The 24,829-nt window shown below is 37.3% G+C and carries 26 protein-coding genes and 2 other annotated features; of the genes, 23 read left to right on the forward strand and 3 right to left on the reverse strand.

All coding sequences use genetic code 11. The features are described 5' to 3' along the window. Positions 1 to 7 precede the first annotated feature (7 nt). From hemC to QGM71_RS00815, 6 genes are all read left to right on the forward strand, one after another. Positions 8 to 937 carry a hydroxymethylbilane synthase gene (hemC, locus tag QGM71_RS00790; protein ID WP_327605602.1) on the forward strand — a complete coding sequence of 310 codons (930 nt, stop codon included), beginning with the start codon at positions 8 to 10 and terminating at the stop codon, positions 935 to 937. Further along, the gene (locus tag QGM71_RS00795; RefSeq protein WP_327605603.1) at positions 937 to 1,701 is read left to right on the forward strand and encodes a uroporphyrinogen-III synthase; all 765 of its coding nucleotides are present in this window, start codon (positions 937 to 939) and stop codon (positions 1,699 to 1,701) included. The genes hemC and QGM71_RS00795 overlap by 1 nt, the downstream gene beginning before the upstream one ends. 6 nt (positions 1,702 to 1,707) lie before the next feature. Continuing rightward, positions 1,708 to 2,688, forward strand: coding sequence for a porphobilinogen synthase (hemB, locus tag QGM71_RS00800; RefSeq protein ID WP_327605604.1), 981 nt, complete (start codon positions 1,708 to 1,710; stop codon positions 2,686 to 2,688). 36 nt (positions 2,689 to 2,724) lie between these two features. Further along, on the forward strand, positions 2,725 to 4,014 hold the full coding sequence (gene hemL / locus QGM71_RS00805; RefSeq protein WP_327605605.1) for a glutamate-1-semialdehyde 2,1-aminomutase: 1,290 nt from the start codon (positions 2,725 to 2,727) through the stop codon (positions 4,012 to 4,014). 137 nt (positions 4,015 to 4,151) lie between these two features. Continuing rightward, positions 4,152 to 5,207 (forward strand): stage VI sporulation protein D, encoded by a 1,056-nt coding sequence (gene spoVID, locus QGM71_RS00810; protein WP_327605606.1) that lies wholly within the window; start codon positions 4,152 to 4,154, stop codon positions 5,205 to 5,207. Positions 5,208 to 5,450: 243 nt separating this feature from the next. Next, positions 5,451 to 6,464 carry a phosphotransferase gene (locus QGM71_RS00815; protein WP_327605607.1) on the forward strand — a complete coding sequence of 338 codons (1,014 nt, stop codon included), beginning with the start codon at positions 5,451 to 5,453 and terminating at the stop codon, positions 6,462 to 6,464. On the opposite strand, the gene QGM71_RS00820 is transcribed toward QGM71_RS00815, so the two are convergent. After that, the gene (locus tag QGM71_RS00820; protein ID WP_327605608.1) at positions 6,461 to 6,649 is read right to left on the reverse strand and encodes a hypothetical protein; all 189 of its coding nucleotides are present in this window, start codon (positions 6,647 to 6,649) and stop codon (positions 6,461 to 6,463) included. The genes QGM71_RS00815 and QGM71_RS00820 overlap by 4 nt on opposite strands. 155 nt (positions 6,650 to 6,804) lie before the next feature. Then, positions 6,805 to 7,047, forward strand: a binding site (T-box leader). A 48-nt stretch (positions 7,048 to 7,095) separates the two neighbouring features. On the opposite strand from QGM71_RS00820, the gene QGM71_RS00825 reads away from it, so the two are divergent. Then, on the forward strand, positions 7,096 to 9,744 hold the full coding sequence (locus QGM71_RS00825) for a valine--tRNA ligase (protein WP_327605609.1): 2,649 nt from the start codon (positions 7,096 to 7,098) through the stop codon (positions 9,742 to 9,744). Positions 9,745 to 9,767: 23 nt separating this feature from the next. Here the strand turns inward: QGM71_RS00825 and QGM71_RS00830 are convergent, their stop codons facing one another. Continuing rightward, entirely contained in the window at positions 9,768 to 10,640 is an 873-nt protein-coding gene (locus QGM71_RS00830; protein WP_327605610.1) for an ATP-grasp domain-containing protein, read from the reverse strand. 13 nt (positions 10,641 to 10,653) lie between these two features. After that, entirely contained in the window at positions 10,654 to 11,544 is an 891-nt protein-coding gene (locus tag QGM71_RS00835) for an ATP-grasp domain-containing protein (RefSeq protein ID WP_327605611.1), read from the reverse strand. 61 nt (positions 11,545 to 11,605) lie between these two features. Here QGM71_RS00835 and QGM71_RS00840 point away from each other — a divergent pair, with 61 nt between their 5' ends. From QGM71_RS00840 to pheA, 16 genes are all read left to right on the forward strand, one after another. Further along, positions 11,606 to 12,886 (forward strand): bifunctional folylpolyglutamate synthase/dihydrofolate synthase, encoded by a 1,281-nt coding sequence (locus tag QGM71_RS00840; RefSeq protein ID WP_327605612.1) that lies wholly within the window; start codon positions 11,606 to 11,608, stop codon positions 12,884 to 12,886. 125 nt (positions 12,887 to 13,011) lie between these two features. Beyond that, on the forward strand, positions 13,012 to 13,926 hold the full coding sequence (locus QGM71_RS00845; RefSeq protein ID WP_327605613.1) for an SPOR domain-containing protein: 915 nt from the start codon (positions 13,012 to 13,014) through the stop codon (positions 13,924 to 13,926). 217 nt (positions 13,927 to 14,143) lie between these two features. Continuing rightward, positions 14,144 to 14,833, forward strand: a complete 690-nt coding sequence (radC, locus tag QGM71_RS00850) for a RadC family protein (protein WP_327605614.1) — start codon at positions 14,144 to 14,146, stop codon at positions 14,831 to 14,833. 242 nt (positions 14,834 to 15,075) lie between these two features. Further along, positions 15,076 to 16,116 (forward strand): rod shape-determining protein, encoded by a 1,041-nt coding sequence (locus tag QGM71_RS00855; RefSeq protein WP_327605615.1) that lies wholly within the window; start codon positions 15,076 to 15,078, stop codon positions 16,114 to 16,116. 12 nt (positions 16,117 to 16,128) lie between these two features. Further along, a complete protein-coding gene (gene mreC / locus QGM71_RS00860) occupies positions 16,129 to 17,007 on the forward strand; it encodes a rod shape-determining protein MreC (protein ID WP_327605616.1) in 879 nt (292 codons plus the stop codon). Beyond that, complete coding sequence (gene mreD, locus QGM71_RS00865) at positions 17,007 to 17,546, forward strand: rod shape-determining protein MreD (protein WP_327605617.1); 540 nt, start codon at positions 17,007 to 17,009, stop codon at positions 17,544 to 17,546. Before mreC ends, mreD begins: the two co-directional genes overlap by 1 nt. 59 nt (positions 17,547 to 17,605) lie before the next feature. Then, positions 17,606 to 18,292, forward strand: coding sequence for a septum site-determining protein MinC (gene minC, locus QGM71_RS00870; RefSeq protein WP_327605618.1), 687 nt, complete (start codon positions 17,606 to 17,608; stop codon positions 18,290 to 18,292). Further along, positions 18,285 to 19,082, forward strand: a complete 798-nt coding sequence (gene minD / locus QGM71_RS00875) for a septum site-determining protein MinD (RefSeq protein WP_327605619.1) — start codon at positions 18,285 to 18,287, stop codon at positions 19,080 to 19,082. Before minC ends, minD begins: the two co-directional genes overlap by 8 nt. Before the next feature lie 149 nt (positions 19,083 to 19,231). Beyond that, the gene (locus tag QGM71_RS00880; RefSeq protein WP_327605620.1) at positions 19,232 to 19,999 is read left to right on the forward strand and encodes a M23 family metallopeptidase; all 768 of its coding nucleotides are present in this window, start codon (positions 19,232 to 19,234) and stop codon (positions 19,997 to 19,999) included. Then, positions 19,986 to 20,849 carry a M50 family metallopeptidase gene (locus QGM71_RS00885; protein WP_327605621.1) on the forward strand — a complete coding sequence of 288 codons (864 nt, stop codon included), beginning with the start codon at positions 19,986 to 19,988 and terminating at the stop codon, positions 20,847 to 20,849. The genes QGM71_RS00880 and QGM71_RS00885 overlap by 14 nt, the downstream gene beginning before the upstream one ends. A gap of 76 nt (positions 20,850 to 20,925) precedes the next feature. Next, positions 20,926 to 20,999, forward strand: a sequence feature (ribosomal protein L21 leader region). A gap of 14 nt (positions 21,000 to 21,013) precedes the next feature. Continuing rightward, positions 21,014 to 21,322, forward strand: a complete 309-nt coding sequence (gene rplU, locus QGM71_RS00890; RefSeq protein WP_327605622.1) for a 50S ribosomal protein L21 — start codon at positions 21,014 to 21,016, stop codon at positions 21,320 to 21,322. Positions 21,323 to 21,333: 11 nt separating this feature from the next. Further along, a complete protein-coding gene (locus QGM71_RS00895; RefSeq protein WP_327605623.1) occupies positions 21,334 to 21,663 on the forward strand; it encodes a ribosomal-processing cysteine protease Prp in 330 nt (109 codons plus the stop codon). A 14-nt stretch (positions 21,664 to 21,677) separates the two neighbouring features. Next, positions 21,678 to 21,968: a 50S ribosomal protein L27 gene (rpmA, locus tag QGM71_RS00900; protein WP_327605624.1), complete on the forward strand. Its 291-nt coding sequence runs from the start codon at positions 21,678 to 21,680 to the stop codon at positions 21,966 to 21,968. A gap of 111 nt (positions 21,969 to 22,079) precedes the next feature. Next, complete coding sequence (locus QGM71_RS00905; protein ID WP_327605625.1) at positions 22,080 to 22,619, forward strand: Spo0B domain-containing protein; 540 nt, start codon at positions 22,080 to 22,082, stop codon at positions 22,617 to 22,619. A gap of 11 nt (positions 22,620 to 22,630) precedes the next feature. Beyond that, entirely contained in the window at positions 22,631 to 23,911 is a 1,281-nt protein-coding gene (obgE, locus tag QGM71_RS00910; RefSeq protein WP_327605626.1) for a GTPase ObgE, read from the forward strand. Between the two features lie 52 nt (positions 23,912 to 23,963). Continuing rightward, entirely contained in the window at positions 23,964 to 24,818 is an 855-nt protein-coding gene (gene pheA, locus QGM71_RS00915; RefSeq protein ID WP_327605627.1) for a prephenate dehydratase, read from the forward strand. Positions 24,819 to 24,829: the final 11 nt, after the last annotated feature.

Raw genomic sequence — 24,829 nt, forward strand, 5'->3', positions numbered from 1 at the left:
AAGCAAAATGCGTAAGATAACGATAGGATCACGAAAAAGTAATCTAGCAGTAACCCAAACAGACTGGGTAATTGATCAGCTGAAGAAAGCTGGAATTAAGAATGACTTTGAGGTAAAGAAGATTGTTACTAAAGGGGATCGCATACTTGATGTAACATTGTCCAAAGTTGGTGGAAAAGGTTTGTTTGTTAAAGAAATAGAACAAGCAATGTATGATAAAGAAATCGATTTAGCAGTACATAGCATGAAAGATATGCCGTCTACGATGCCGGAGGGTCTTGTAATAACATCGATTCCAGTGCGGGAAGACCACCGCGATGCATTTATCTCAAAGAACAATATATCTTTGAAAGACTTGCCTGAAGGAGCTATTGTAGGTACGAGCAGTTTACGTCGTTCAGCACAAGTGCTGGCAGAGAGACCGGATGTAACTATTAAATGGATTCGAGGAAATATTGAAACACGAATCCGCAAATTAAATGAAGAAGATTATGACGCGATTATACTGGCAGTATCAGGTCTGAAGCGAGTTGGGCTTAGTGAGGAGTTAATAACTGAATACCTGGAGTCGGATGTTTGTGTACCAGCTGTTGGTCAAGGAGCATTAGCAATAGAGTGTCGGGAAGATGATTATGAGTTGCGTGAAATATTAGCACAGATTAATGATTCAGATACAACAAAAACAGTGACAGCGGAACGAACATTCCTGCACCTGCTTGAAGGAGGCTGTCAAGTGCCGATTGGCGGGTATGCCTATCTGGAAGGTGATGAAATAGTTTTAACTGCTTTAGTTGGAACACCTGACGGTAAGACAATTCTTAAAGAAGTAGCACGTGGTCTTGATCCGGAAACTGTAGGAAGAGAAGCCGCGAATGCCTTAATAAGTCAAGGAGCAAAAGAGATAGTTGATAAGGTAAAAGAGGAGCTTGACCAGTAATGCCAATATCATTACATGAAAAGAAAATATTAATCACTCGAGAGGAAAGCCAAGCGAAGGAATTCACTGAGATGGTTAGATTTTATGGTGGGCAGCCAGTGGAGGTTCCTTTATTAACTATTTCATGTAAAGATAAACCTGAAAGTAAGCAATTGCTTACGAATCTGAATAAATATGAATGGTTGTTTTTTACAAGCGCTAACGGAGTGAATTGTTTTTTTCAACTTGTTAAAAAGTATAAGATAGATTGGGCTGTATTCCAGACTATGAAGATGGCAGTTGTGGGACATAAAACTGAAGCTGCTTTAAAAGGCTTTGGTTTTACGGCTTCGTTCATGCCTACCACCTATAATGCCGATGTAATGGCAAATGAATTTCTTAACAGAGAGACTGGAAAAATACCCGTTTTACTAGTTCGCGGGAACCGTTCAAGGGAAGTTCTACCAGCCAGGTTCTCCAAGTACGGATTGCCCTATGATTTACTGGAAGTATATGATACTTCTTATAACTATCAAATGAAACATAGATTGAATGATATTTTAAAGAATGGAAACATTGATTATATTACTTTTACCAGCCCATCGACAGTAGAGGCATTTTGGGAGATGGCAACGGCTGAGTCCCGGATACCTTGCGCATGTATTGGTACAACGACAGAACTGCGGGCACGTGAGCTTGGTTTTAACTCAGTAATCACCCCACAGGAGTTTACAATAGATGAATTGATAGCAAGTTTAAGTAACTATATTACTGAAAGGGGATAGGTTTTAATGCCAGAAAAACTAGAATTTAAACGTCATCGCAGATTACGCTCTTCAGATTCTATGCGTTCCCTAATTCGGGAAAACTTTTTGCGAACAGACGATTTTATATATCCAATTTTTATTATAGAGGGAACAGCTATTAAAAATGAAGTATCCTCCATGCCTGGAGTGTTTCAAGTTTCTCTTGATCGCTTAAAAGAGGAAGTAGAGGAGATACATGCTTTAGGTATTAAAGCTATGATGCTTTTTGGTGTACCAAGTGAAAAAGATGAACAAGGTACAGGGGCGTTTCATGAAAGTGGAATTGTTCAACTGGCAACAAAATTAATCAAAAAGGAATTTCCGAAAATGCTCGTTGTGGCCGATACGTGTTTATGTGAATACACATCACATGGGCACTGTGGAGTCATTTACAATCAGGATGTGGATAATGATGAGTCACTTAAACTATTAGCTAAAACTGCAGTAGCGCAAGCTGAGGCAGGTGCAGATATTATCGCACCGTCTAATATGATGGACGGCTTTGTTGCTGTTATTCGTCAAGCTTTAGATGATGCAGGCTTTGAAAATATTCCGATCATGTCCTACGCGGTTAAATACGCATCCGCTTTTTATGGTCCATTCAGGGATGCAGCAGACAGTACCCCACAATTTGGCGATCGCAAAACATATCAAATGGATTCTGCAAATCGAAAAGAAGCAATGCGTGAAGCAGCATCAGATATTGAAGAAGGTGCAGACTTTCTAATTGTTAAGCCTGCATTATCTTATCTTGATATAGTGCGCGATGTGAAAAATAACTTTAATGCTCCTGTGGTTGCATACAATGTAAGTGGTGAATATGCCATGGTAAAAGCAGCAGCGTTAAACGGTTGGATCGATGAACAGGCATTAGTGATGGAAATGCTAACCTCTATGAAACGAGCAGGAGCAGATTTAATTATCACATATTTTGCAAAAGATGCAGCTAAATGGTTGAATGATTAGTAGAAGAATAAAAATATGCAGATAGGGTGATTAATTGTGAAAAGTTTTACGAACTCAATAGATGCTTACAAAGAGGCTGTCGATTTAATGCCTGGTGGAGTTAACTCCCCTGTCCGTGCTTTTAAATCGGTAGGTATGTCTCCTGTTTTCATGGAGCAGGGAAAAGGATCGAAAATAACTGATATTGATGGTAATGAATATATTGATTATGTACTTAGTTGGGGACCTCTGATTTTGGGGCATGCAGATGAGCGGGTTGTTGCTAAACTCCAAGAAGTCGCTGCAAAAGGCACTAGCTTTGGTGCTCCTACAGTTCTGGAAAATACGCTAGCAAAACTGGTAATTGATCGTGTGCCTTCCATCGAAATGGTACGGATGGTGAATTCAGGAACTGAAGCAACAATGAGCGCGTTGCGTTTAGCCCGTGGTTATACGGGAAGGGATAAAATTTTAAAATTCGAAGGAAACTATCACGGTCACGGTGACTCACTGTTGATTAAAGCAGGTTCAGGTGTCGCAACACTTGGATTGCCAGATAGTCCTGGTGTTCCTGAGTCAATTGCTAAAAATACAATCACAGTCCCATACAACGATGTGGAGAGCGTCCGTTACGCATTTGAAACATATGGTGATGATTTAGCTGCTGTTATTGTAGAACCAGTTTCGGGAAATATGGGTGTGGTTCCACCTCATAATAATTTTTTACAAGAACTTAGAACGATTACGGAAAAAAATGGTACAGTACTTATATTTGACGAAGTAATGACAGGGTTTCGTGTTGGTTATAATTGTGCTCAAGGACATTTTGGAATAACACCTGATTTAACTTGTTTAGGAAAAGTTATCGGTGGTGGCTTACCGGTGGGAGCCTATGGTGGTAAGCGTGAGATTATGGAAAAGATTGCTCCAACAGGGTCTATTTATCAAGCAGGCACCTTATCAGGAAATCCACTTGCAATGACTGCAGGGATTGAGACGTTAAGTGCACTCGATGAATCATCCTATAAAGAAATAAATAAGAAGGTGGACAAATTAATTGAAGGTTTTGAGCAAGCAGCAATTGATTTTGAAATCCCGTTACAGATAAACCGTGCAGGGTCAATGGTCGGTGTATTCTTCACAGACGAAGCAGTTATTAATTACGAAACTGCCCAAAAATCCAATCTGGATTACTTTGCGCAGTATTACCGTGCAATGATGGAAGAAGGCGTCTTCTTGCCACCTTCACAGTTTGAGGGATTGTTCTTATCAACCGCTCATACGGATGAAGATGTGGAAAAGACAATACAGGCAGTGAATAATGCATTTGCTAAAATTAAAAAATAAATAATTGTGTTTATTGGGCTATTCTCTTAGTGGAATAGCTTTTTTTATGTTATTTAAAGCATAACCGCAAAAAGCTGTTCATATAGATAATTAAGACATATAAGCATATGGAATGTATGTTGAAGGGAGGGAATCATGTGTCAAATGATCGACAGGTATTTAGTTTTGAGTTAAACGAGGCGCTTTACTTTGAAAAGGGACAGGAAGTTGCAGAAATGAAAGAGATTTCACTGGACCCTGAAATATCTATACAATCCTTTAATGAGTACATTTCTATAAGAGGTGTAATCGAGTTGCAAGGGTCCTACCAACGAATATTATCTTCTGAGGTGGAAGAGGATACACTGGAATTTGAGGACTATCATTCAAAACGTTATGTAGAACGAGTTGTAGATAAGGAGGATGGCATCGCTTCCTTTTCCCACCGCTTCCCTGTGGAAATTTCTGTTCCAACATATCGCGTAGCTGATATAGACGATGTGACTGTTTATATTGAGTCATTTGATTATGAAGTACCTGATCAAAGTCAACTGAGATTGTACTCCACAATTGAAATTCACGGTATTAATAATTATGCAGAAAATGACAATAAAGAGGAAGACCAGGAACAAGAAGAAAACAGTCCTCAAAATATACCGGAGGAAAGTTTTCAATTCGAGATTAAGCGGAAAGAAGAAGCCGAATCGATCAATGATCCCCAGATTAGTAACACAACAAATATACCTTCATTACCTGCAGAAAGCAATACAGAAATCAACACAGAAACCAACACAGAAACCAATAAAGAAATGAAAGAAAAGGATCGTTGGAAATACAAAGAAAGTAAAACATTTGCAGAATTCTTTGGCAAGGAGTCATCAAACGAGGAAGCGTATTCACCGGAATCGGATGAAAGCTCTGCTATTTCTTCAGAAGCACATTATGAATCTGATGACTACGAAAGTATGGAAAGTCGTTCAGAAAAAGAAAAGGTGGAAGATGTAAGTTATTTATCTGATATGTTCAGAAGTTCTACTGAAGAACAATATACAAAAATGAGACTTTGTATTGTACAGGAGAAAGATACGATTGAATCAATAGCTGAGCGTTATAAAATAACAACATTGCAGTTGATAAAACAAAACCGATTGGATGATGAGGAATATAATGTATCTGAAGGGCAACTGCTATATATACCAACTAAAAAAAGGTGAAGATATGTGATTTCCAGCGATAACTGCAGAAAGAATTAGCAGTAATTCCCTTAATAACCATGTGAGTTTTTGGCTGTAATTTAAATTGCTTCGTAAACACTATAGTCACACCAGCAGTTTTATGCAAGCAACTACTTGTGTATTATTGAATCGTCCGTGTGGGGGCATGATCAGCATATGTCGCCACACGGTTTGTATTTTTGGGTACTCGGAGGCAGTTCATTTTAGGTGGTGAGGTAAAAGATGAATGTAGTTAATAATGTGTTACGTTCTTATGCCATTTACCCTATAGATGTTGAAAAAATAACAGGTAAACTTTACAAAGTGAGTGATGGAAATATTACATATGCCTTAAAAAAAAGTTCTCTGTCCATGCAGAATAAGTATCATTTCCATAGCGTATACCAGCAGGCTAACAATCATAATATCACTTCAATTGTACCGGTTTACTTAACGCAAAGAGGGGAAATATACGAAGAAACAGAACAAGGCATCTTTTATTTAACTCCTTGGATAAATGCAGAACAATCACACTCAACTAAACAACCAATTGTGAATTTTTATCAAACAATTGGGAGAATTCATGCCGAAACTAAACGAACTAAATCTATTTCAACTAACCAAATGATCAGTGATTTCCATACTTATAAATCATTCTGTCTGGCATCACAGAATAAATTACTCGAGTTTGTCGATTTGTTTGAACGAACCAGATATATGTCTCCAATCGAACTGCTGGTTTGCACACACTTTCGAGATCTTGAGTTGGCCTTACGAGAATCAATTAAGCGAATTGATCAATTTGTTGACGGGCAAGAGGAAGAAACAGCATGGAATTATAGTTTATGCCATGGTGATTTAAAATTTTCTCATCTTATAAATGCTGAGACTTTTTATATAATTAATTGGGAAAAAGCATCTTATGGTCATGCTGTCACAGATCTCGCTGGCTTCTTTAATTGCGAGGCAGCCAATTTTGACTTTCCTGCAAACGAAATCATTGAATTGTTTGAGAAATACTATGACGAAAATGAGTTATCGAATAATGAACTCTATCTGCTATCCATCCATTTATTGAATCCAATAGACTACCTCAGGATTGTTCAAGACTATAGTAAAAAAAGCTCTGAAGAAACGATGATTAACCAAATCATAAAGCTGCAGCATGCATACAGGAAAATACGATTTGGACTTCAATGGTCAAATTATGTTGAGACTGAACATGAGACGATATCATTAGAAGATCTTGAGAGTTAAATCCAACCCTGATGAAAAGCAATAAACAGACCAACCAGTAAACCTAATAAAAAAACATCCAGGCTTGTTGGAAAAAATAAAGTACGAATTAATTGAAAGATCAATATAGGTAAAGTAACTTTCTCCACAACAATGATACAGTTTCTTGCCCATGGTGGCAGTCTATAACGATAATAACGAGCCATATAATCACCCCTTTTTATGAATTCCTCACTTGTTATGCCTTTATCTTATATAATATGTATATAGACGGTTGTTTTGTGCAATACCTGTAATAATAGTTGACGTTAGTTTGCGTTAACTATAAAATATAGGTATTAAAGCAATTCAATTATGTACAATAAATGCGATGATAGGGAAGAGTACGAAATAAACACCTAAAGAGAGGGAAACGTGAGCTGAGAGTTTCCCAGGAACGGTTATTTTGGAAGGTCACCCTTGAAGCAGCGTCTTTGAACGTATTCTACCAGTAGAAGAAGGCCGGTTGAGCAGACCGTTATCAAATTAGTTGAGTGTACAGGTTTATTTATTGAGCTTGTAAACAAAGGTGGTACCACGGAAGCTAACCCTTTTCGTCCTTTATTTTGGATGAATAGGGTTTTTTGTTTGGAATTAAAAAGGAGGAACAAGTATGGAAAATAAAAATCAACAACCATCACTGCCACCAAAATATAACCCGCAGGCAGTTGAAAAAGATCGATATCAATTTTGGTTAAAGGGAAAATACTTTGAAGCAACAGGGGAACCTGAAAAAGAACCGTATACCATTGTGATTCCACCACCGAATGTAACCGGTAGATTACACTTAGGTCATGCTTGGGATACGACAATGCAGGATACTATATCACGTATGAAACGGATGCAGGGGTATGATGTATTATGGCTCCCTGGTATGGATCATGCTGGTATCGCTACACAAGCAAAAGTAGAAGGAAAGTTAAAAGATCAAGGTAAAAACCGCTATGATCTAGGTCGTGAAAAGTTTTTAGAAACAGCGTGGGACTGGAAAGAGGAATATGCAGATTTTATCCGTTCCCAGTGGGAAAAACTTGGTCTCGGCCTTGATTATTCCCGTGAAAGATTCACGTTAGATGATGGTTTATCGGAGGCTGTTAGAGAGGTTTTTGTTAAGTTGTATGAGATGGATCTGATATATCGCGGAGAATATATAATTAACTGGGATCCAAAAACCAAGACAGCACTTTCCGACATTGAAGTAATTTACGAAGAAGTTCAGGGAAAGTTCTATCATATGCGTTATCCGTTAAAAGGCAGTAATGAAACAATTGAAATTGCAACAACGCGGCCAGAGACAATGCTTGGCGATACTGCTATTGCTGTTCACCCGAAAGATGAGCGTTATAAAGATCTAATTGGTAAAACAGTAATATTACCAATTGTTGGCCGGGAGATAGAAATTGTTGCTGATGACTATGTGGATATGGAGTTAGGGTCAGGTGCAGTTAAGATCACGCCAGCCCATGACCCGAATGATTTTGAAATTGGTAATCGTCATAACTTAGAACGTGTATTAGTAATGAATGAAGATGGCACCATGAATGAAAATGCAGGCAAATATAAAGATCTTGATCGCTTTGACTGTCGTAAGAAGATTGTTAAGGACCTTCAAGAGCTTGATGTATTGTTTAAAATAGAGGATCACACTCACCAGGTTGGTCACTCAGAACGCAGTGGCGCCGTAGTTGAACCATATTTATCAACACAATGGTTTGTAAATATGCAGCCGTTAGCTGACGAGGCAATAGAACTGCAACAAAGTGATGACAAAGTTAACTTTGTTCCACAGCGTTTTGAGAACACATATTTGCGATGGATGGAAAACATTCGTGACTGGTGTATATCACGACAGCTCTGGTGGGGACACCGTATTCCAGCATGGTATCATAGAGAGACAAATGAAATTTATGTAGGAAAAGAGGCACCAGAAGATATAGAAAACTGGAAGCAGGATGAAGATGTACTGGACACATGGTTTTCATCGGCGCTTTGGCCTTTTTCAACAATGGGCTGGCCAGATGAGAACTCAGAAGACTTCAAACGCCATTTTCCAACAGATGTATTGGTAACAGGCTATGATATTATTTTCTTCTGGGTAGCACGAATGATTTTTCAATCAAAGAAATTCACTGGTGAAAAACCATTTAAAGATGTTCTGATTCACGGATTAATCCGTGATGCCCAAGGACGTAAAATGAGTAAATCACTTGGTAATGGTGTGGATCCAATGGATGTTATAGAGGAATACGGAGCAGATTCACTACGCTATTTCCTATTAACAGGCTCAACTCCTGGGCAGGATCTTCGTTTTCATTGGGAAAAGGTGGAGTCGACTTGGAATTTTGCTAATAAGGTATGGAATGCATCGCGTTTTTCATTAATGAATATGGAAGATTTCACGTATGAAGACATCGATCTTTCGGGTGAAAAATCGTTAGCAGATAAATGGATATTGACTCGCTTAAATGAAACCATTGAGCATGTAACAAGAAATACAAACAAATATGAGTTTGGAGAAGCAGGTCGCCACTTGTATAACTTCATTTGGGATGAATTATGCGATTGGTATATCGAAATGGCTAAGCTCCCACTATACGGTGAGGATGAAGCAAAGAAGAGAACAACAAAATCCGTGCTGGCCCATGTACTAGATCAGACGATGCGTATGCTCCATCCATACATGCCATTTATCACGGAGGAGATATGGCAGCAACTTCCTCATAAAGGAGAATCAATTACAGTAGCTGAATGGCCAGAGGTACGTAAGGATTTCCATGATGATCAAGCAGCTGATGAAATGAAACGTCTCGTTTCGATTATTAAATCTGTTCGTAATATACGTGCAGAAGTTGATACACCGATGTCCAAGCAAATTAAGCTTCTAATACAAGCTGAAAATGAAACTATTGTAAGTGAGCTTGAGAGCAATCGAATTTATTTAGAAAGATTCTGTAATACAAGCGAGTTGACTATCTCTACTAAGATTGATGTTCCGGATAAAGCCATGTCTGCAGTAATTACCGGGTCTGAATTATTCCTGCCACTTGAAGGATTGATTGATTTTGATAAAGAAATAGAACGGCTGGAAAAAGAATTGGCGAAGTGGACAAAAGAGGTTGAGCGTGTACAAAATAAATTAGCAAACGAAGGATTTATTAAAAAAGCCCCTCAAGAAGTTGTAGAAGAGGAGAAGCAAAAAGAGCAGGACTACCGAGAAAAACAATCTAAAGTGAAAGTACGTTTAAATGAATTAAAAGGATAACAGTGAAACGGGATATCAACTGTTTAGTTGATATCCCGTTTTCTCAATTCTGACTTTATATGTGTAACATACGTTTGTAAAATGTTTAAGTTACTGACAACACTCAATGTGCGTGAACCTACTACATCTTCTATTTCATTAAAAAGAAGTTCCCCATTCTTGCCAATTAGAAAATCGATACCAACCATTCCAAAGTCGAAATGAGAAATAATCTTTTCTATCATATCCGCATCTTGTTTAGTGAGATTATACAAACTTACAGACCCACCGAGTTTATAATTGGCTCTAAAGTCACTGGTGCTGTAGCGCATAACGGCACCAATAATTTCCTTCCCTACAACAAAAACCCGAATATCTTTTCCAAGTTGTACATCACAGGACTGAACGATAAAATCGCTTGTAGACAAACTCTCCATCTGATTCTGCCAATTGTGCTTGTCCTTAATATAATAGACCTGCATTCCGCCTTTTCCCGTTGTTTCTTTTATGATACAAGGGTAGGAGAGAGGAGAAGTTAACGGCATTGTATGTTTCTTGAAGAAAACGGTATTAACCATAGGAATATCAAAGTCTAGCATATAATGGTGGGTTAACGCTTTATCATTACAAATGCGTGCTATATATGAATTATTAAAAACCCTGATTCCACAAGCTTCCAAATGCAGATTCAACAAAGGTTCGATCGTACGAATTATTGCATAATCCGGAGGTTTGATTTTTTTATTTTTTAGATAAATTGACCGTTTATTATTTATAATGCCTATAGTCAGTTCATCCCTGACAATAAGTTCGAGAGATAGGTTTTGCGAATTTGCTTCTTCAATAAACCAATTAATATAGGATTTATTTTGTTTAATATCTGTTCTGCTGTATATTAACCAACCATGTTTCATCATCCGCTGCTCACCCCTAATTCAACCTGTTAAGAATATAACCAATAATATAATCTGCGACATTGATATTCGTACAGTCAAACATATTACGAATATGGGCATTGGAGTTAATTTCACATACAATAGGGGAATTATTCGGGCCGAATAATAGATCAATTCCTGCAAAGTCTGCACCGATTGCTTGAGTGGCAGCAATTGCCAGCTTCTCTTCTTGTTGAGTTGGCTTATAGGCAGTCATTGTTCCACCTGCAGTTACGTTTGCACGGAAGTCGTCTGAAGCACTTCGTTTCATAGCAGCCACAACTTCGTCACCTACAACCTGCAGGCGTAAGTCATTTCCATAGCTTGAAGAAATAAATTCCTGAAACATAAATGCTTTTCCCTGTAGTGACTCAACCATTTTGTATAACTCTTCTTCCGTATATATTAAATATACTTGTTCGCCGAACGATCCAAATGATTCCTTTATAATCATCGGAAAACCTAATGACTCCATTGCCAATTGCACAGTCGTTTTATCCAACTGTCCAGAAACGAATATTTTCGGCGCTATAATTGTTCTGGGGATTGGCAGGTTTTTAACAGCTAAACGTTGATAGGTGGCAATTTTGTCATCACTGATATCGATTGCTTCTGCACTATTAAAAACAGGGACTCCAAGGTATTCCAATTGCTTAGCCAAATAGATATCCTTGTCAGCGAAAACAACATAATCAGGCAACTTATTTTTGTCTTGTCGCAACACTTCAAGTTGTCCAATACCTAAATAAGAGAGCAATTCATTGTTTTTATAAATAGTTGTTGTACTGTTTTTTCTGGTAGCGGCTGCTTGTATCCATTGAGCAAAGTCAAGGAACTTATTCCCCGGTAAATTACCGTTATATATAATCCAACCATGTAGATTCATTTGATGATATCCTTTCTGCTATACTTATAATTAATACCTATTTAAAGAAAGTGGTGTACCAATGTTCGAAAATTTCCAGCAGGTTAAACTATTCTTTGAAAGCAGGAAATTCTTAGGAATTCAGCCAGGTTTAGATCGTATGGAGTATTTACTTCACTCTTTGGGAAATCCTCAACAATCGACCCCCGCACTCCATATAGCGGGAACGAATGGAAAAGGTTCAACGATAGAGTTTATTAAGAAGGCACTCCAGATCAATGGCTATCGTGTAGGTGTCTTTACATCGCCAAGTCTTGATGGTCTGACTGGTCATATCTTTAAAGATAACACTTCCATATCAGAAGAATCTTTCGTTGATATACTTAATGAAATACATTCTATAATTCTGCATTTAGACAGAGAAGGGATGTCTCCTACAGAGTTTGAAATAATTACTGCCATGGCATTTATGTATTTTACGAAGCATGTTGATATTATACTAATTGAAGCAGGTATGGGTGGCAGAGAAGATACTACCAACTGCATTTCTCCAATTATGTCCATTATAACAAATGTAGAGAAGGATCATACTTCTTTTCTTGGCGATACATTACGTGAAATAGCTTATCATAAAGCTGGAATAATAAAGCAGGATACCCCTGCAATTGTAGGGGATATGGCTAATGAAGCAAGAGAAGTAGTTATTCAGGAAGCCAGAGAAAAACAGGTCAGCCTGCACCAGATGGGTCAGGATTTTATATATGAAGTCAAGGCCTCTGCTGATAACTTGCAAAGATTTGTATGGAAAAATAGTAGGGACACTAAGATAGATATTGCTATACGAATGTACGGGGAACACCAGGTGAAGAATGCCTCAATGGCATACATGTCATTAGTTAAACTAAAAGAAATCGGTTATACCATAGACATGGAACGGTGTATCGAAGCATTTAAAAATATTCAAGTACCTGGCAGATTTGAGATCATTCAGCATGAACCTCTAGTAATTTTGGATGGAGCACATAATCCAGCAGGAATTCAATCTTTTATAGAGACAGTATTAACTAATTACAGTAATAAGGAGAGACATCTCTTGTTTGCTGCGTTTAAAGATAAAGATACAGCTGCAATGCTTGAACAGTTAAGCAAGCATTTTTCATCAATAGCATTAACTACTTTTAATCATCCGAGAGCAGCGTCAGCAGAGGAACTATATAATATGACTGCCTCGGGCAATAAATCCTGTTTACATGACTGGAAAGAAGTTCTTCCACTCACCCACAAAAAAGATGCAATATACTTTATTACTGGTTCACTGCATTTTATTGCATTTGTCAGAACCTATTTTATTAACAAGGAGTAAACTTATTGCATAATACAGTGATTTATGTAGAAATTTTTTTGGGATTCGTGACATTTTTCGTCTTACTTTTTATACTCCCTATGCTAGAGTATAACAAAACTAATCTAGCAAAGTGAGGGGAAAAGGTGGATAAAAAAAAGACTATTATTATATGGGAGAATGGTCGACAAACCAAACTTAATATAAATGACAATGACACTTCCAAGGAGTCTCATGAAGTAAAAAGAGAGCTGGCTGCCTCACTACAGGAATCTGAAAATGGTCAAATACCTACGTTTTCCAGGCCAAATACAAATAAGTATAAGGAAAATTCAAATAAACAACAAAAATATACCTTCCTAAAACCGGTTATTTTTGCTGTACTTTCAGCAATTATAATTGGAACCATTCTAGGAGTCATTATGTTACGTATGTTTGTAACGATGGGAGAGGACAGTCCTGCAACCGGAGAAACAATTACACCTATTATGGATACAGAAGAGGAAAATACAAATGATGAGAATGAAGCTGTGTCAGAAACGATATCAGAAAATCATGAATCGATAAGTGCCTTTGTTTTACAGGCGGGCGTTTTCTCAGAAGAATCAAATGCAAATGAGTGGGCATCAGACTATTACAGGGCTGGTCTACCTGGGGTAATTTGGGAAAGAGATAATCAGTATTTTCTATTAGTTGGTCTAACCAATTCTAAGGAGCAGGCAATGCAATTAGCAGCTGATCTTGAGAAAGACGGTTTTGAGACGTTTATTAAAGAATGGAAGACGAATGGCTCTGAAATAGAACTTACTAATACCGAACATGCTTGGCTCCATGATTTTCATGAGCACTGGTACATGTATTTCAATTCATTAAACGAGCAAACTGTCCTTTCAGGTAATGAATGGAAGGACCTGATAACAGCCTATCCGGAAGCGTCAGAGAAGCTCTCTACTATTTCACAAGAAATTATTCGTCTGCAGAAAGAAATGGATGAGTCTGATAAAGTCGAAACACAAAATATACTATTAGAATTATGGAAGCAGTATGAGTATGTTTTTTAAATGGAACATATAAGTATTGTCTAATAATTGTAAAACAGGTGGTTCAATCACCTGTTTTTCTGTTTTGTAAGCAGGTTTTGTGCTGAAAAGAGCATTTCCTGTGCTTCCTTTTTATAATATTGAGATGATATTCTTCTAAAAATACAATTTCAGTGATTTGTTCTAATTATAGTATCATTTTAAACTAGACATATTACCATGAAAAGGAGAATGAGATATGTCAATTCAATCTATTATGATTAAGGATGTACCAAAAGAAGACCGACCACGTGAACGTTTGTTAAAGCTAGGCACAAGCCATCTTTCCAACCAGGAATTATTAGCTATACTACTTGGGACTGGAACAAAAGAAGAATCCGTTATGGCATTATCAAGTCGTGTGCTAATGCATTTTGAAGGGCTAAAGCTTTTGCATGATGCGACTATTGAGGAACTCATAGCGATAAAGGGAATAGGTACTGCTAAGGGAGTTTTAATTTTATCAGCTATTGAGCTAGGGAAACGAATGAACCAATATAAACCGGATGAACGTTATATTATCCGTTCCCCAGAAGATGGGGCGGATTACGTCATGGAAGAAATGCGCAATCTTAACCAAGAGCATTTTGTAGTTCTTTTTTTAAACACTAAAAATCAAATTATTCACAGACAAACTATCTTCATCGGCAGCCTGAACGCTTCTATTGTACACCCTCGGGAAGTGTACAGGGAAGCTGTTAAACGCTCAGCTGCTTCAATCATCGTCGCCCATAACCATCCCTCAGGGGACCCCACCCCTTCCCAAGAAGATATCCATGTCACACGACGTTTAGTTGAATCAGGAAAAATGATTGGAATAGAACTTTTAGATCATTTAATTATTGGTGATAGAAAATTTGTATCTTTAAAAGAAAAAGGATACTTATAATACTATCTATTTTATAATTTTTTTCGTATAATTATAATTACGATCAACAATGTGGCGCCATTTTTCGATTTTCATTGAAAGTGGCGCTTATTAAGATTGGTAGCGCCAGGTAATACTTTGCTTATTAGGAACAACATGTATTATTATAATGAATGTGTTCATTGCAGGGTACAAACTAAACGATGGAGTTTAGTTTTGATAATAACTAATAAACGAACTGTGTTTTAGAAAGGGAGATTTTTTTGGGAAGATTTAGTTTTTCGCAAGATTTAGGTATAGACTTAGGGACCGCTAATACATTGGTATTTATAAAAGGCAAAGGTGTGGTGGTACGAGAGCCTACTGTTGTAGCAAAGAATATAGAAACAGGAGATATCGAAGCTGTAGGTAGTTCAGCCCGTAATATGATTGGCAGGACACCAGGTAATATTTCTGTTATAAGACCAATGAAGGACGGTGTTATTGCAGACTATGACACGACAGCCTTAATGATGAAATATTATATAAAAAAAGCAATGCGAAACCGATCATTTCTTGCTAAAAAGCCAAATGTTATGATTTGTGTACCTTCAGGTATCACCATGGTGGAGGAAAGAGCAGTAATCGATGCCACCAAACAAGCGGGTGCAAAAGAAGCATTTCCAATTGCTGAACCCTTTGCAGCAGCGATCGGAGCAGGTTTACCTGTATGGGAACCAACCGGTAGTATGATTGTCGATATTGGGGGCGGTACAACAGAAGTCGCTGTTATTTCCTTGGGCGGTGTTGTAACTAGTCAATCCATACGTACAGCTGGAGACGATATGGATGAAGCTATTACAAACTATATTCGTAAACATTATAGTCTGATGATTGGCGAAAGATCTGCAGAGTCAATCAAGATGGACATTGGTATGGCTGGAGAAGTAGTGGATGATGTGGAAATGGATATCCGTGGACGTGACTTATTAAGCGGATTACCTAAGACAATAACAATTACTGCAAAAGAAATTGCCACTTCTTTAGAAGATACAGTAGAAGCAATTATAGAAGCAGTTAAAAACACATTAGAGAAAACACCTCCTGAATTAGCAGCAGATATAATGGATCGTGGGATTGTACTATCAGGTGGTGGATCTCTATTAAAAAATCTAGATCAAGTAATTAGTGATGAGACTAAAATGCCTGTATTTGTTACAGATAATCCTTTAGAAAGTGTTGCTATTGGGACAGGTAAATCTTTGGATTACATTCAACATTTTCGTTCCCGTCCGAATGTATCTTCTCGTCCAACTGCAGATTAAGAAGGTGGTTGAATGCCAGTTTTTCGTAAAAAGCGTTTATTTGTTATATTAATAGGTTTTATTGTTCTAGTAGTTCTGATTGGATTTTCTTTACGGGACAGAGATAATTTAACTACCGCAGAACAATTTGTAAATGATACAGTCGGGTGGGCACAAAGTGTTATACACACCCCTGTGAGATTTGTTACAGATATTTTTACAAATATGGATGATTTTAGAAATACGTATAATGAAAATCAGATATTAAAAGAAAAGTTAGCACAATATAAAAGTCTTATTTATGAAATTCAGGAAATAAAAGAAGAGAACGAAGAGTTAAGAAGTACACTGGAAATGACAGAATCGATACGTGATTTTGATCCCATACAAGCAACCGTTATGTCTCGTTCCCCTGAGCGGTGGGTAGAACAGATAACCATAAACAAAGGGACGCAAGATGGGGTAAGACCAAACATGGCAGTGATAACAGCTGAGGGAATGGTAGGTAAAATTAATACTTCATCTCAATTCACTTCCACAGTCCAATTACTAACAGGATTCGATCAGTTCAACCGTATTTCTGCTACTATATCGCGAGAGGAAGGAAATAATATCATCGGCTTGATTGAGCAATACGATGATGAGAGTAACTCTTTATTATACAAGATTATTGAGGAATCCGACAAAGACTTAGAAGAAGGAGAGCTCGTTGTATCTTCAGGTATGGGTGGTGTTTTTCCTGCTGGATTATTAATAGGTACTGTTAAAGATGTAGTATCTGATCAGTATGGTTTAACACGGACTGCTTTAGTTGAACCAGCCGCTAATATGTATGAGATAAATCATGTCATTGTAGTTGACAGAACTTTATATGAAGACGAAGATGTGGAAAATGAGGGGGATGATGAGTAATGAAACGCTTATATATACCTCTCTTCCTCTTTTTGTTTCTAGTATTAGAAGGTGTTGCACTGGAATTGTTACCTGTTAATTTAGTAATGAGTAATTTGTATATTATTCCTCATTGGGTACTTGTCTTTTTAGTGTTAATAGCCATCTTTTATGATAGGGAAAATACATATTTTTCGGTACTTTATGGTTTGATCTTCGGTTTATTAATAGATATCGTTTATACAGGCATACTTGGTGTCTACATGTTTTCCTATGGAATGGTCATCTACATCATTCATGGATTAATCAAATTGCTGCATGGTAATATTCACGTAAGTCTGTTATTAGGGGTCACTGCACTTGTACTAGCTGATATTTCTATAAATACAGTATATACAGTTGTGGGAATAACAGATATGTTGTGGAAAGACTATTTTATGGTTCGATTAATTCCTACGGTCTTATCAAATCTTGTATTTCTATTAGTATTATATCCAATTATGATGAAGCGTCTTGATAGATGGGGAAGAGAACAATTAACTTCGAGTAATTCATTATGAGGCAAATCTTCATAGCATAGATCATCTATGCTATCGTAATTTAATGAGGTGAAATGATCGTGCTTGACAAGAAACAATTTATAACCATAAAAGGAACGAGGGAAGGGCTCACACTATTTATTGATGAGTCATGCTCATTTGATGAGGCAATCATTGAACTTAATGATAAACTTATTTCGAGTCGTCCGAATAAAGATGAACCTGTAGTCTCTGTAAAAGTGAAGCTTGGTAAACGTTATTTATATAAAGAGCAGGAAGAGCAGCTCAGATCAATTATAGCTGGTGAGAGCCGATTTAATATCCAAGCTGTAGATTCTGATGTGATTACTAGAGAAGAAGCACTTCTTTGGAAAGAAGAAAGTGAAATCCAGGCAATTAGTCGTATTGTAAGATCTGGACAAGTACTGGAAGTTACAGGAGATCTTTTATTGATCGGAGATGTAAATCCGGGTGGGAAAGTAGTTTCAACAGGTAATATCTATATAATGGGAAACTTGTTTGGGATAGCTCATGCAGGTGTAAATGGAGACCGCAATGCCTTCATAGCAGCGTCATTTATGAAGCCCAGTCAACTTCGAATTGCTGATTATATCAGTCGTGCTCCAGATTATGAATCTGATGGTGTGTATATGGAATGTGGTCTTATTGATGAAGAACAAGATAAGATTATTATTGATCGACTACAAGTTCTGTCACATAAAGGAATACTAATAAGCGGATTCGAAAGGAGAATGCAAAATGGGTGAGGCTATAGTTATTACATCGGGTAAAGGTGGAGTTGGTAAAACTACTACTTCTGCTAATATTGGAACTGCTTTAGCATTAATGGATAAGAAAGTTTGTTTAATAGATACAGATATTGGTTTGAGAAACCTGGATGTTGTAATGGGGTTAGAAAACCGGATTATTTATGATATCGTTGATGTTATTCAAGAGCGCTGTAAACTAAAGCAGGCACTTATTAAGGATAAGCGATTTGACTATCTATCTTTATTACCAGCAGCACAAACCAGTGACAAAACTGCGGTTACTACGGATGGTATGAAAAAGATTGTCTCTGAACTTAAACAGGAATATGATTATATTATCATAGATTGCCCAGCCGGGATTGAGCAAGGATTTCAAAATGCTATAGCTGGAGCTGATAAAGCCATTGTTGTAACCACTCCTGAAAAATCCAGTGTCCGTGATGCTGATCGAATTGTTGGATTGCTGGAAAAAGAGGAAATGGAGAGTCCACGTTTAATTATTAATCGTATTCGCAACCATATGATGAAAAATGGCGACATGTTAGAAATCGACGATATCACTCAGATTCTTTCTATCGATCTTATTGGAATAGTGCTTGACGATGATGAGGTTATTAAAGCTTCAAATAATGGAGAGCCTGTGGCTTTGCATCCAAATTCTAAAGCTTCTATTGCTTATCGAAACATTGCAAGAAGGATTTTAGGCGAAACAGTACCGCTCCAATCGCTTGAAGACCAAAAAGGAATGTTTAAAAGAGTTAAAAATTTCTTTGGCATGCGCTCGTAAAAATAAAAGTGTGTCCGTGTTGAAAATATAGAGGGTTGAATAAAAAGGTGTAATGGCTAACACGTAAGTTACCATTACATTTTTTAATTCATATATTATGCCATTTCCTCATAGACTTGTACAAACGTTTGTGAAGGATTGTGAGGAAAATGAATAAAGGGGTTAAGAAAGTACGCCAATCAATTGTACAACGTAAAAAAATGCGTGGATTTCCAGGGAAGCACGATTCAAAGGCAGATAGTATGACCGCATTCCCACAAGAGGAAGAAAAGCATGGTTACTTTCCCTTCTTCTCAGATACGGCTTTACAGAGCAAAAGTAAAAGTAAGACTGCGTCTGGATATATGCTGAAAGGGATCTTATCAGTTATGCTTTTTTTTGGAGTAGCTTTGTTGTGGCAAACTGATTATGAGCTGTTTCATAAACCTAGAGAGTGGACAAGTAATGTATTAACAGAAGAATTTCCGTTTGCTAAAGTAAATCGATGGTATCAGGAAACGTTTGGCAGCCCATTGGCATTTACACCTCAGCAAGGACAGAGCGCAGGAAGTGAGGAAGCACTAGCATTACCCGTAAATGGCAGTGTTTCAGAGTCCTTTCAGGCTAACGGAAGAGGAATCATGATTAAAACAGAAGAGGCTTCAGCTGTGTCAGCTTTGAGTGAGGGTGTAGTCATCTTTGCAGGGAATGACAAGGAAACAAATAAGACAATTATTGTGCAGCATCCGGACGGAAGTAAATCCACTTATGGGTACTTAAGTGCTATGGATGTGCATTTATACCAATTTGTAAAGAGTAATGAACGAATTGGTCAATTTACACCATCATCCGAAAATAACACCGTGTATTTTGCTATTGAGAAAGACAATGACTATATAGATCCAGTTCAGGTGATTAAAGTTGATGACGCTTCCTAAGTTTCTGCCAACTATCCATATTCATCCTGTATTGATGGCTTTTGTAGTTATTTCTTTTTTAACAGGAACATTTATGGAACTAATTATTATACTATCTATTGTTTTTCTTCATGAATTGGGTCATTACTTCATGGCACAGCGGTTTAAATGGCGAATTCGCAGTGTAATGCTATGGGTGTTTGGTGGTGTGATGGATACAGATGAACATGGTAATAGACCTATTAGAGAAGAGGTTCTTGTTACAATCGCAGGGCCGTTTCAACATATTATTATTTACATCCTGCTGAGTTTTTTATCAAATGGTGGCGTTGTGCCTGCATCGGTCATTGAGCTAGCTGTTTATTACAATACGATCATCCTTGTTTTCAACCTTTTACCTATTTGGCCACTGGATGGGGGCAAGCTTTTATTTTTAGGTTTATCGGCATTATTACCATACAAGAAGGCATATCATGCAGTTATCATTTTTTCAATGGTTGCCAGTTTGTCATTTTTGTTTCTCCAGTTCTTGTTCTATCCATTTACATTGAGTACATTTCTTATTATGATATTTCTTTTTATGGAAAATAAAAATGAGTGGAAACAACGTTACTATGTATTTATTCGTTTTTTACTTAAACGGTATGAAGGTAATTCTTCAATTAAAGAGGTATATCCAATTGTTGTCACACATGAAAACTCATTAATGGATGTTTTTTCCTTTTTCAGACGGGAAAAAAAGCACTCAATTTATATTACATTTCCAAGTAGCGAACGCAAGTTTATGGATGAAAGTGATTGTTTACAAAGTTATTTTCATGGAAAGAACTACAATAAAACAATTGGGGAGATTGTAGAATACATTCCCTAATCCTTAAACGCTAGTAATGCATACTTGACAAAGTATTTGCTGACATGGTAACATTATTACGTTATTCATCGTAGCACCCGTGCTACAACCGCACAGACCAGGATGTAAACTCAAATGAAGAGTTCCTGTATGGCGAGTCTGAGTTAATTAAGGAGGTGCAAGGTATGTACGCAATTATTGAAGCAGGTGGAAAGCAAGTAAAAGTTGTAGAAGGTCAAGAAATTTACGTAGAAAAAGTTGTAGCGGATACAAATGAATCTGTTACTTTTGAAAAGGTTATTTTCGTAGGTGGAGATGATGTTAAAGTTGGGGCTCCATATGTTGAAGGTGCAACGGTAACAGCTAAAGTTGAAAAGCATGGTCGTCAAAAGAAGATCACTGTTTTCAAATTCAAGCCTAAGAAAAACTATCATCGCAAGCAAGGTCATCGTCAGCCTTATACGAAATTAGTAATCGATAAAATTAATGTATAAAGGTATTTTGTATGATTAATGTAACTGTATATCGGTCAAACAATCAAATTACAGCATTTGAATTGTCGGGACATGCTGAAAGTGGTCCTTATGGATACGATCTAGTATGTGCGGGGGTTTCAGCTGTTTCCATTGGTGCTGTCAATGCAGTTATGGAATTATGTGAAACGAACCTGGAAATTGAACAAGGCAAAGAAGGCGGCTATCTTCACGTTACAATTCCTGCATCACTTGATGCAAGTGTAATGGAGAACGTTCAGCTTTTGTTCGAGGGTATGTATATTTCGCTAAAATCGATTGAAAACGAATATAGTAAGTTTATTAAGATTTATAGTAAATAAGGAGGTGCAGCAATATGCTACGTCTAGATTTACAATTTTTCGCTCAGAAAAAAGGTGCCGGTAGTACGAAAAACGGACGTGATTCAGAATCCAAACGTCTTGGCGCAAAACGTGCAGATGGTCAATTTGTAACTGGAGGATCTATTCTATATCGTCAACGTGGAACTAAGATCTATCCAGGTGAAAATGTAGGTCGCGGTGGAGACGACACACTTTTTTCAAAGATTGATGGTGTTGTTAAATTTGAACGCTATGGTCGCGATCGTAAAAAAGTAAGTGTTTATCCAGTTGCTCAAGAAGCATAATCAGTATTAATAGAAACTCCAACCAAGCTATTGGTTGGAGTTTTTCAATTCAGTGATAAAGTGAACTTTCCCAGCTTTTCTGCTATACTTTTAAAATACGAGGTGAAAATCATGAATGAGAAAGAGGTTGTCCGGGTTTTACAGCATTATCGCCATGATCTAATGAATAAAATGCAAATCATTCAAGGTTATCTAAGTATGGGAAAAGTAGAAATAGTAGAAACTAAAGTAACTGATTTTCTGGAATATTTTAATGAAGAACGTAAGCTGTTGAGCTTAAATGCACCAAAATTCATATTATGGGTTATTCAATTTAATAATAAATATGAGAACTTTCGTCTAACTTATAAAATACATACTGGAAATAAAAAATTGCAGGCAATAGATAATCTACTGGTAGAGCAGTTTAATATGATCTTAGTGTGTTTGACGAAAATTTGCGATAAAACGAGGTTGTTTGAATTAAATTTGCAAATCAGTGAGACAGAGAAACCCAGCCTACTCAGGATTAGTCTTTTTATAGACGGAAATTCTGATGATATTGATGGTTTTAAACAAAATTTGGAAAACATGAGACTAAATTACATGGTAGATGTAAAAGAAACATCTAATGGTATGATGTGTGAATTTTCAGTTCCATGTAATATATGAGGTGAGCTATAATGTTTGTAGATCAGGTTAGTGTATATGTAAAAGCTGGTGATGGCGGTAATGGGATCGTAGCATATCGTCGTGAGAAATATGTTCCTTTAGGAGGACCTGCCGGGGGCGACGGAGGTAAAGGCGGAGATATTATTTTCAAAGTTGACGAAGGTCTTAATACGTTGATGGACTTTCGTTATAATCGTCATTTTAAAGGAAAACGTGGAGAAAATGGTATGAGTAAAACACAGCATGGTAAAAATGCCACACCCTTAATTGTACCAGTTCCACCAGGAACATCTGTTATAGATGAAGAAACGGAAGAAGTTATAGCCGATTTAATCACGCACGATCAACAGGCTGTTATTGTTAAAGGAGGAAGGGGCGGACGTGGCAATACACGTTTTGCGACCCCACAAAACCCTGCACCTGATATGGCAGAAAACGGTGAACCTGGGCAGGAAAGAAATATTAAGGTGGAACTAAAATTAATTGCAGATGTAGGCCTTGTAGGATTTCCAAGTGTAGGTAAGTCTACTTTCCTTTCTGTAGTCAGTGCAGCTAAACCTAAGATTGCAGACTATCATTTTACTACTTTAGCCCCGAATTTGGGTGTTGTTGACACGAGTGATCAACGAAGCTTCGTTATGGCTGACTTACCAGGCTTGATTGAAGGTGCCCATGAAGGGATTGGTTTAGGTCATCAGTTCTTGCGTCATGTGGAGCGAACGAGAGTTATCGTTCATGTTATTGACATGGCAAGTACGGAAGGCAGAGATCCATATGATGATTACTTGAAAATTAATCAAGAATTAAAAGAATATGATGCTAAATTAATGAACAGACCGCAAATTATTGCAGCAAATAAAATGGACATGCCAGGTTCAGAAGAGAATTTGGTGAAGTTCAAGGAACAAGTAGGCGAAGAAAATCAAGTTTATAAAATATCAGCACTTACGAAAGAAGGACTAAGAGAAATATTATTTGCTATTGCTGATACGCTGGAAGCGATCCCTAAACTTGTAACTCCGCTAGAGGAAATAGAAGAAAAAGTAATTTACCGTTATCAGAAGGAAGAGAAAGCGTTCCATATTACCCGGGATTCAGATGGAGCTTATGTATTATCAGGTCCTAAAATTGAAAAGCTGTTTAAAATGACCGATTTCGCCCGCGATGAGTCAGTACAGCGTTTTGCACGTCAATTACGTGGCATGGGCGTGGATGAGGAATTACGGGAACGAGGAGCCAAAGATGGCGACACAATCAGGTTACTTGACTATGAATTTGAGTTTATTGAATAAATAAGAATTGTATAAAAGAAAGTAATTAACATGCACCTTAGGGGGGAGCTTTTTGACTACTAGTATTGGTTATTTAGGACCAAAAGGAACATTTACAAAATTAGCTGTTGATACTGTATTTAACGGGGAGACCAAACGCAGTTTTGACACAATCCCAGAATGTATTGATGCTGTTGCAAAAAATGAAATTGATATCGGTGTAGTACCGCTTGAAAATGCTATTGAGGGAACTGTACAACTAACAGTAGATTACCTTGTTCATCAGGTAAGACTTCCAATTATTGCTGAAATAGTAGTACCTATACAACAGCATTTACTTGTCAATTCTGCTTTTAAAGGTAACCTGTCTCACATAAAAGAAGTGCATTCACACAGTCATGCCATAGCACAGTGTCATCAGTATATTCATCAAAAGTTACCTAATGCTGGAATTCATTTCACTTCATCCACCGGCAGGGCAGCAGAGCTGGTGAGTACTAGTGAACAGCCTATAGCAGCAATTGGAAATAAACTTGCTGCAACAGAATATGGACTGACTGTTTACACGGAAGATATCCATGATTATCCAAATAATCATACCAGGTTTTTAGTTCTTGCAAAGGATAAGAATCTGGTGAAAATTAATTTACCCATTAATACAGAAAAAACCAGCTTATTGATTACACTCCCAAGTGATCAAGCTGGAGCATTACATCAAGTCCTGTCTGCCTTCGCATGGCGCAGGATGAACTTATCTAAAATAGAGTCAAGACCGATGAAAACAGGTTTAGGTAACTACTTTTTTATTATTGATGTAGATCAACCTTTTGATGATGTGCTTTTTCCGGGGGTTAAGGCAGAACTCGAGACCTTGGGATGTAATGTTACCATATTGGGTACTTATCCAGTATTCAACATAGCTCTATAGAATTACTAAAA

The sequence above is a fragment of the Virgibacillus tibetensis genome (assembly GCF_036026595.1).
Taxonomy (GTDB): domain Bacteria; phylum Bacillota; class Bacilli; order Bacillales; family Amphibacillaceae; genus Virgibacillus_P; species Virgibacillus_P tibetensis.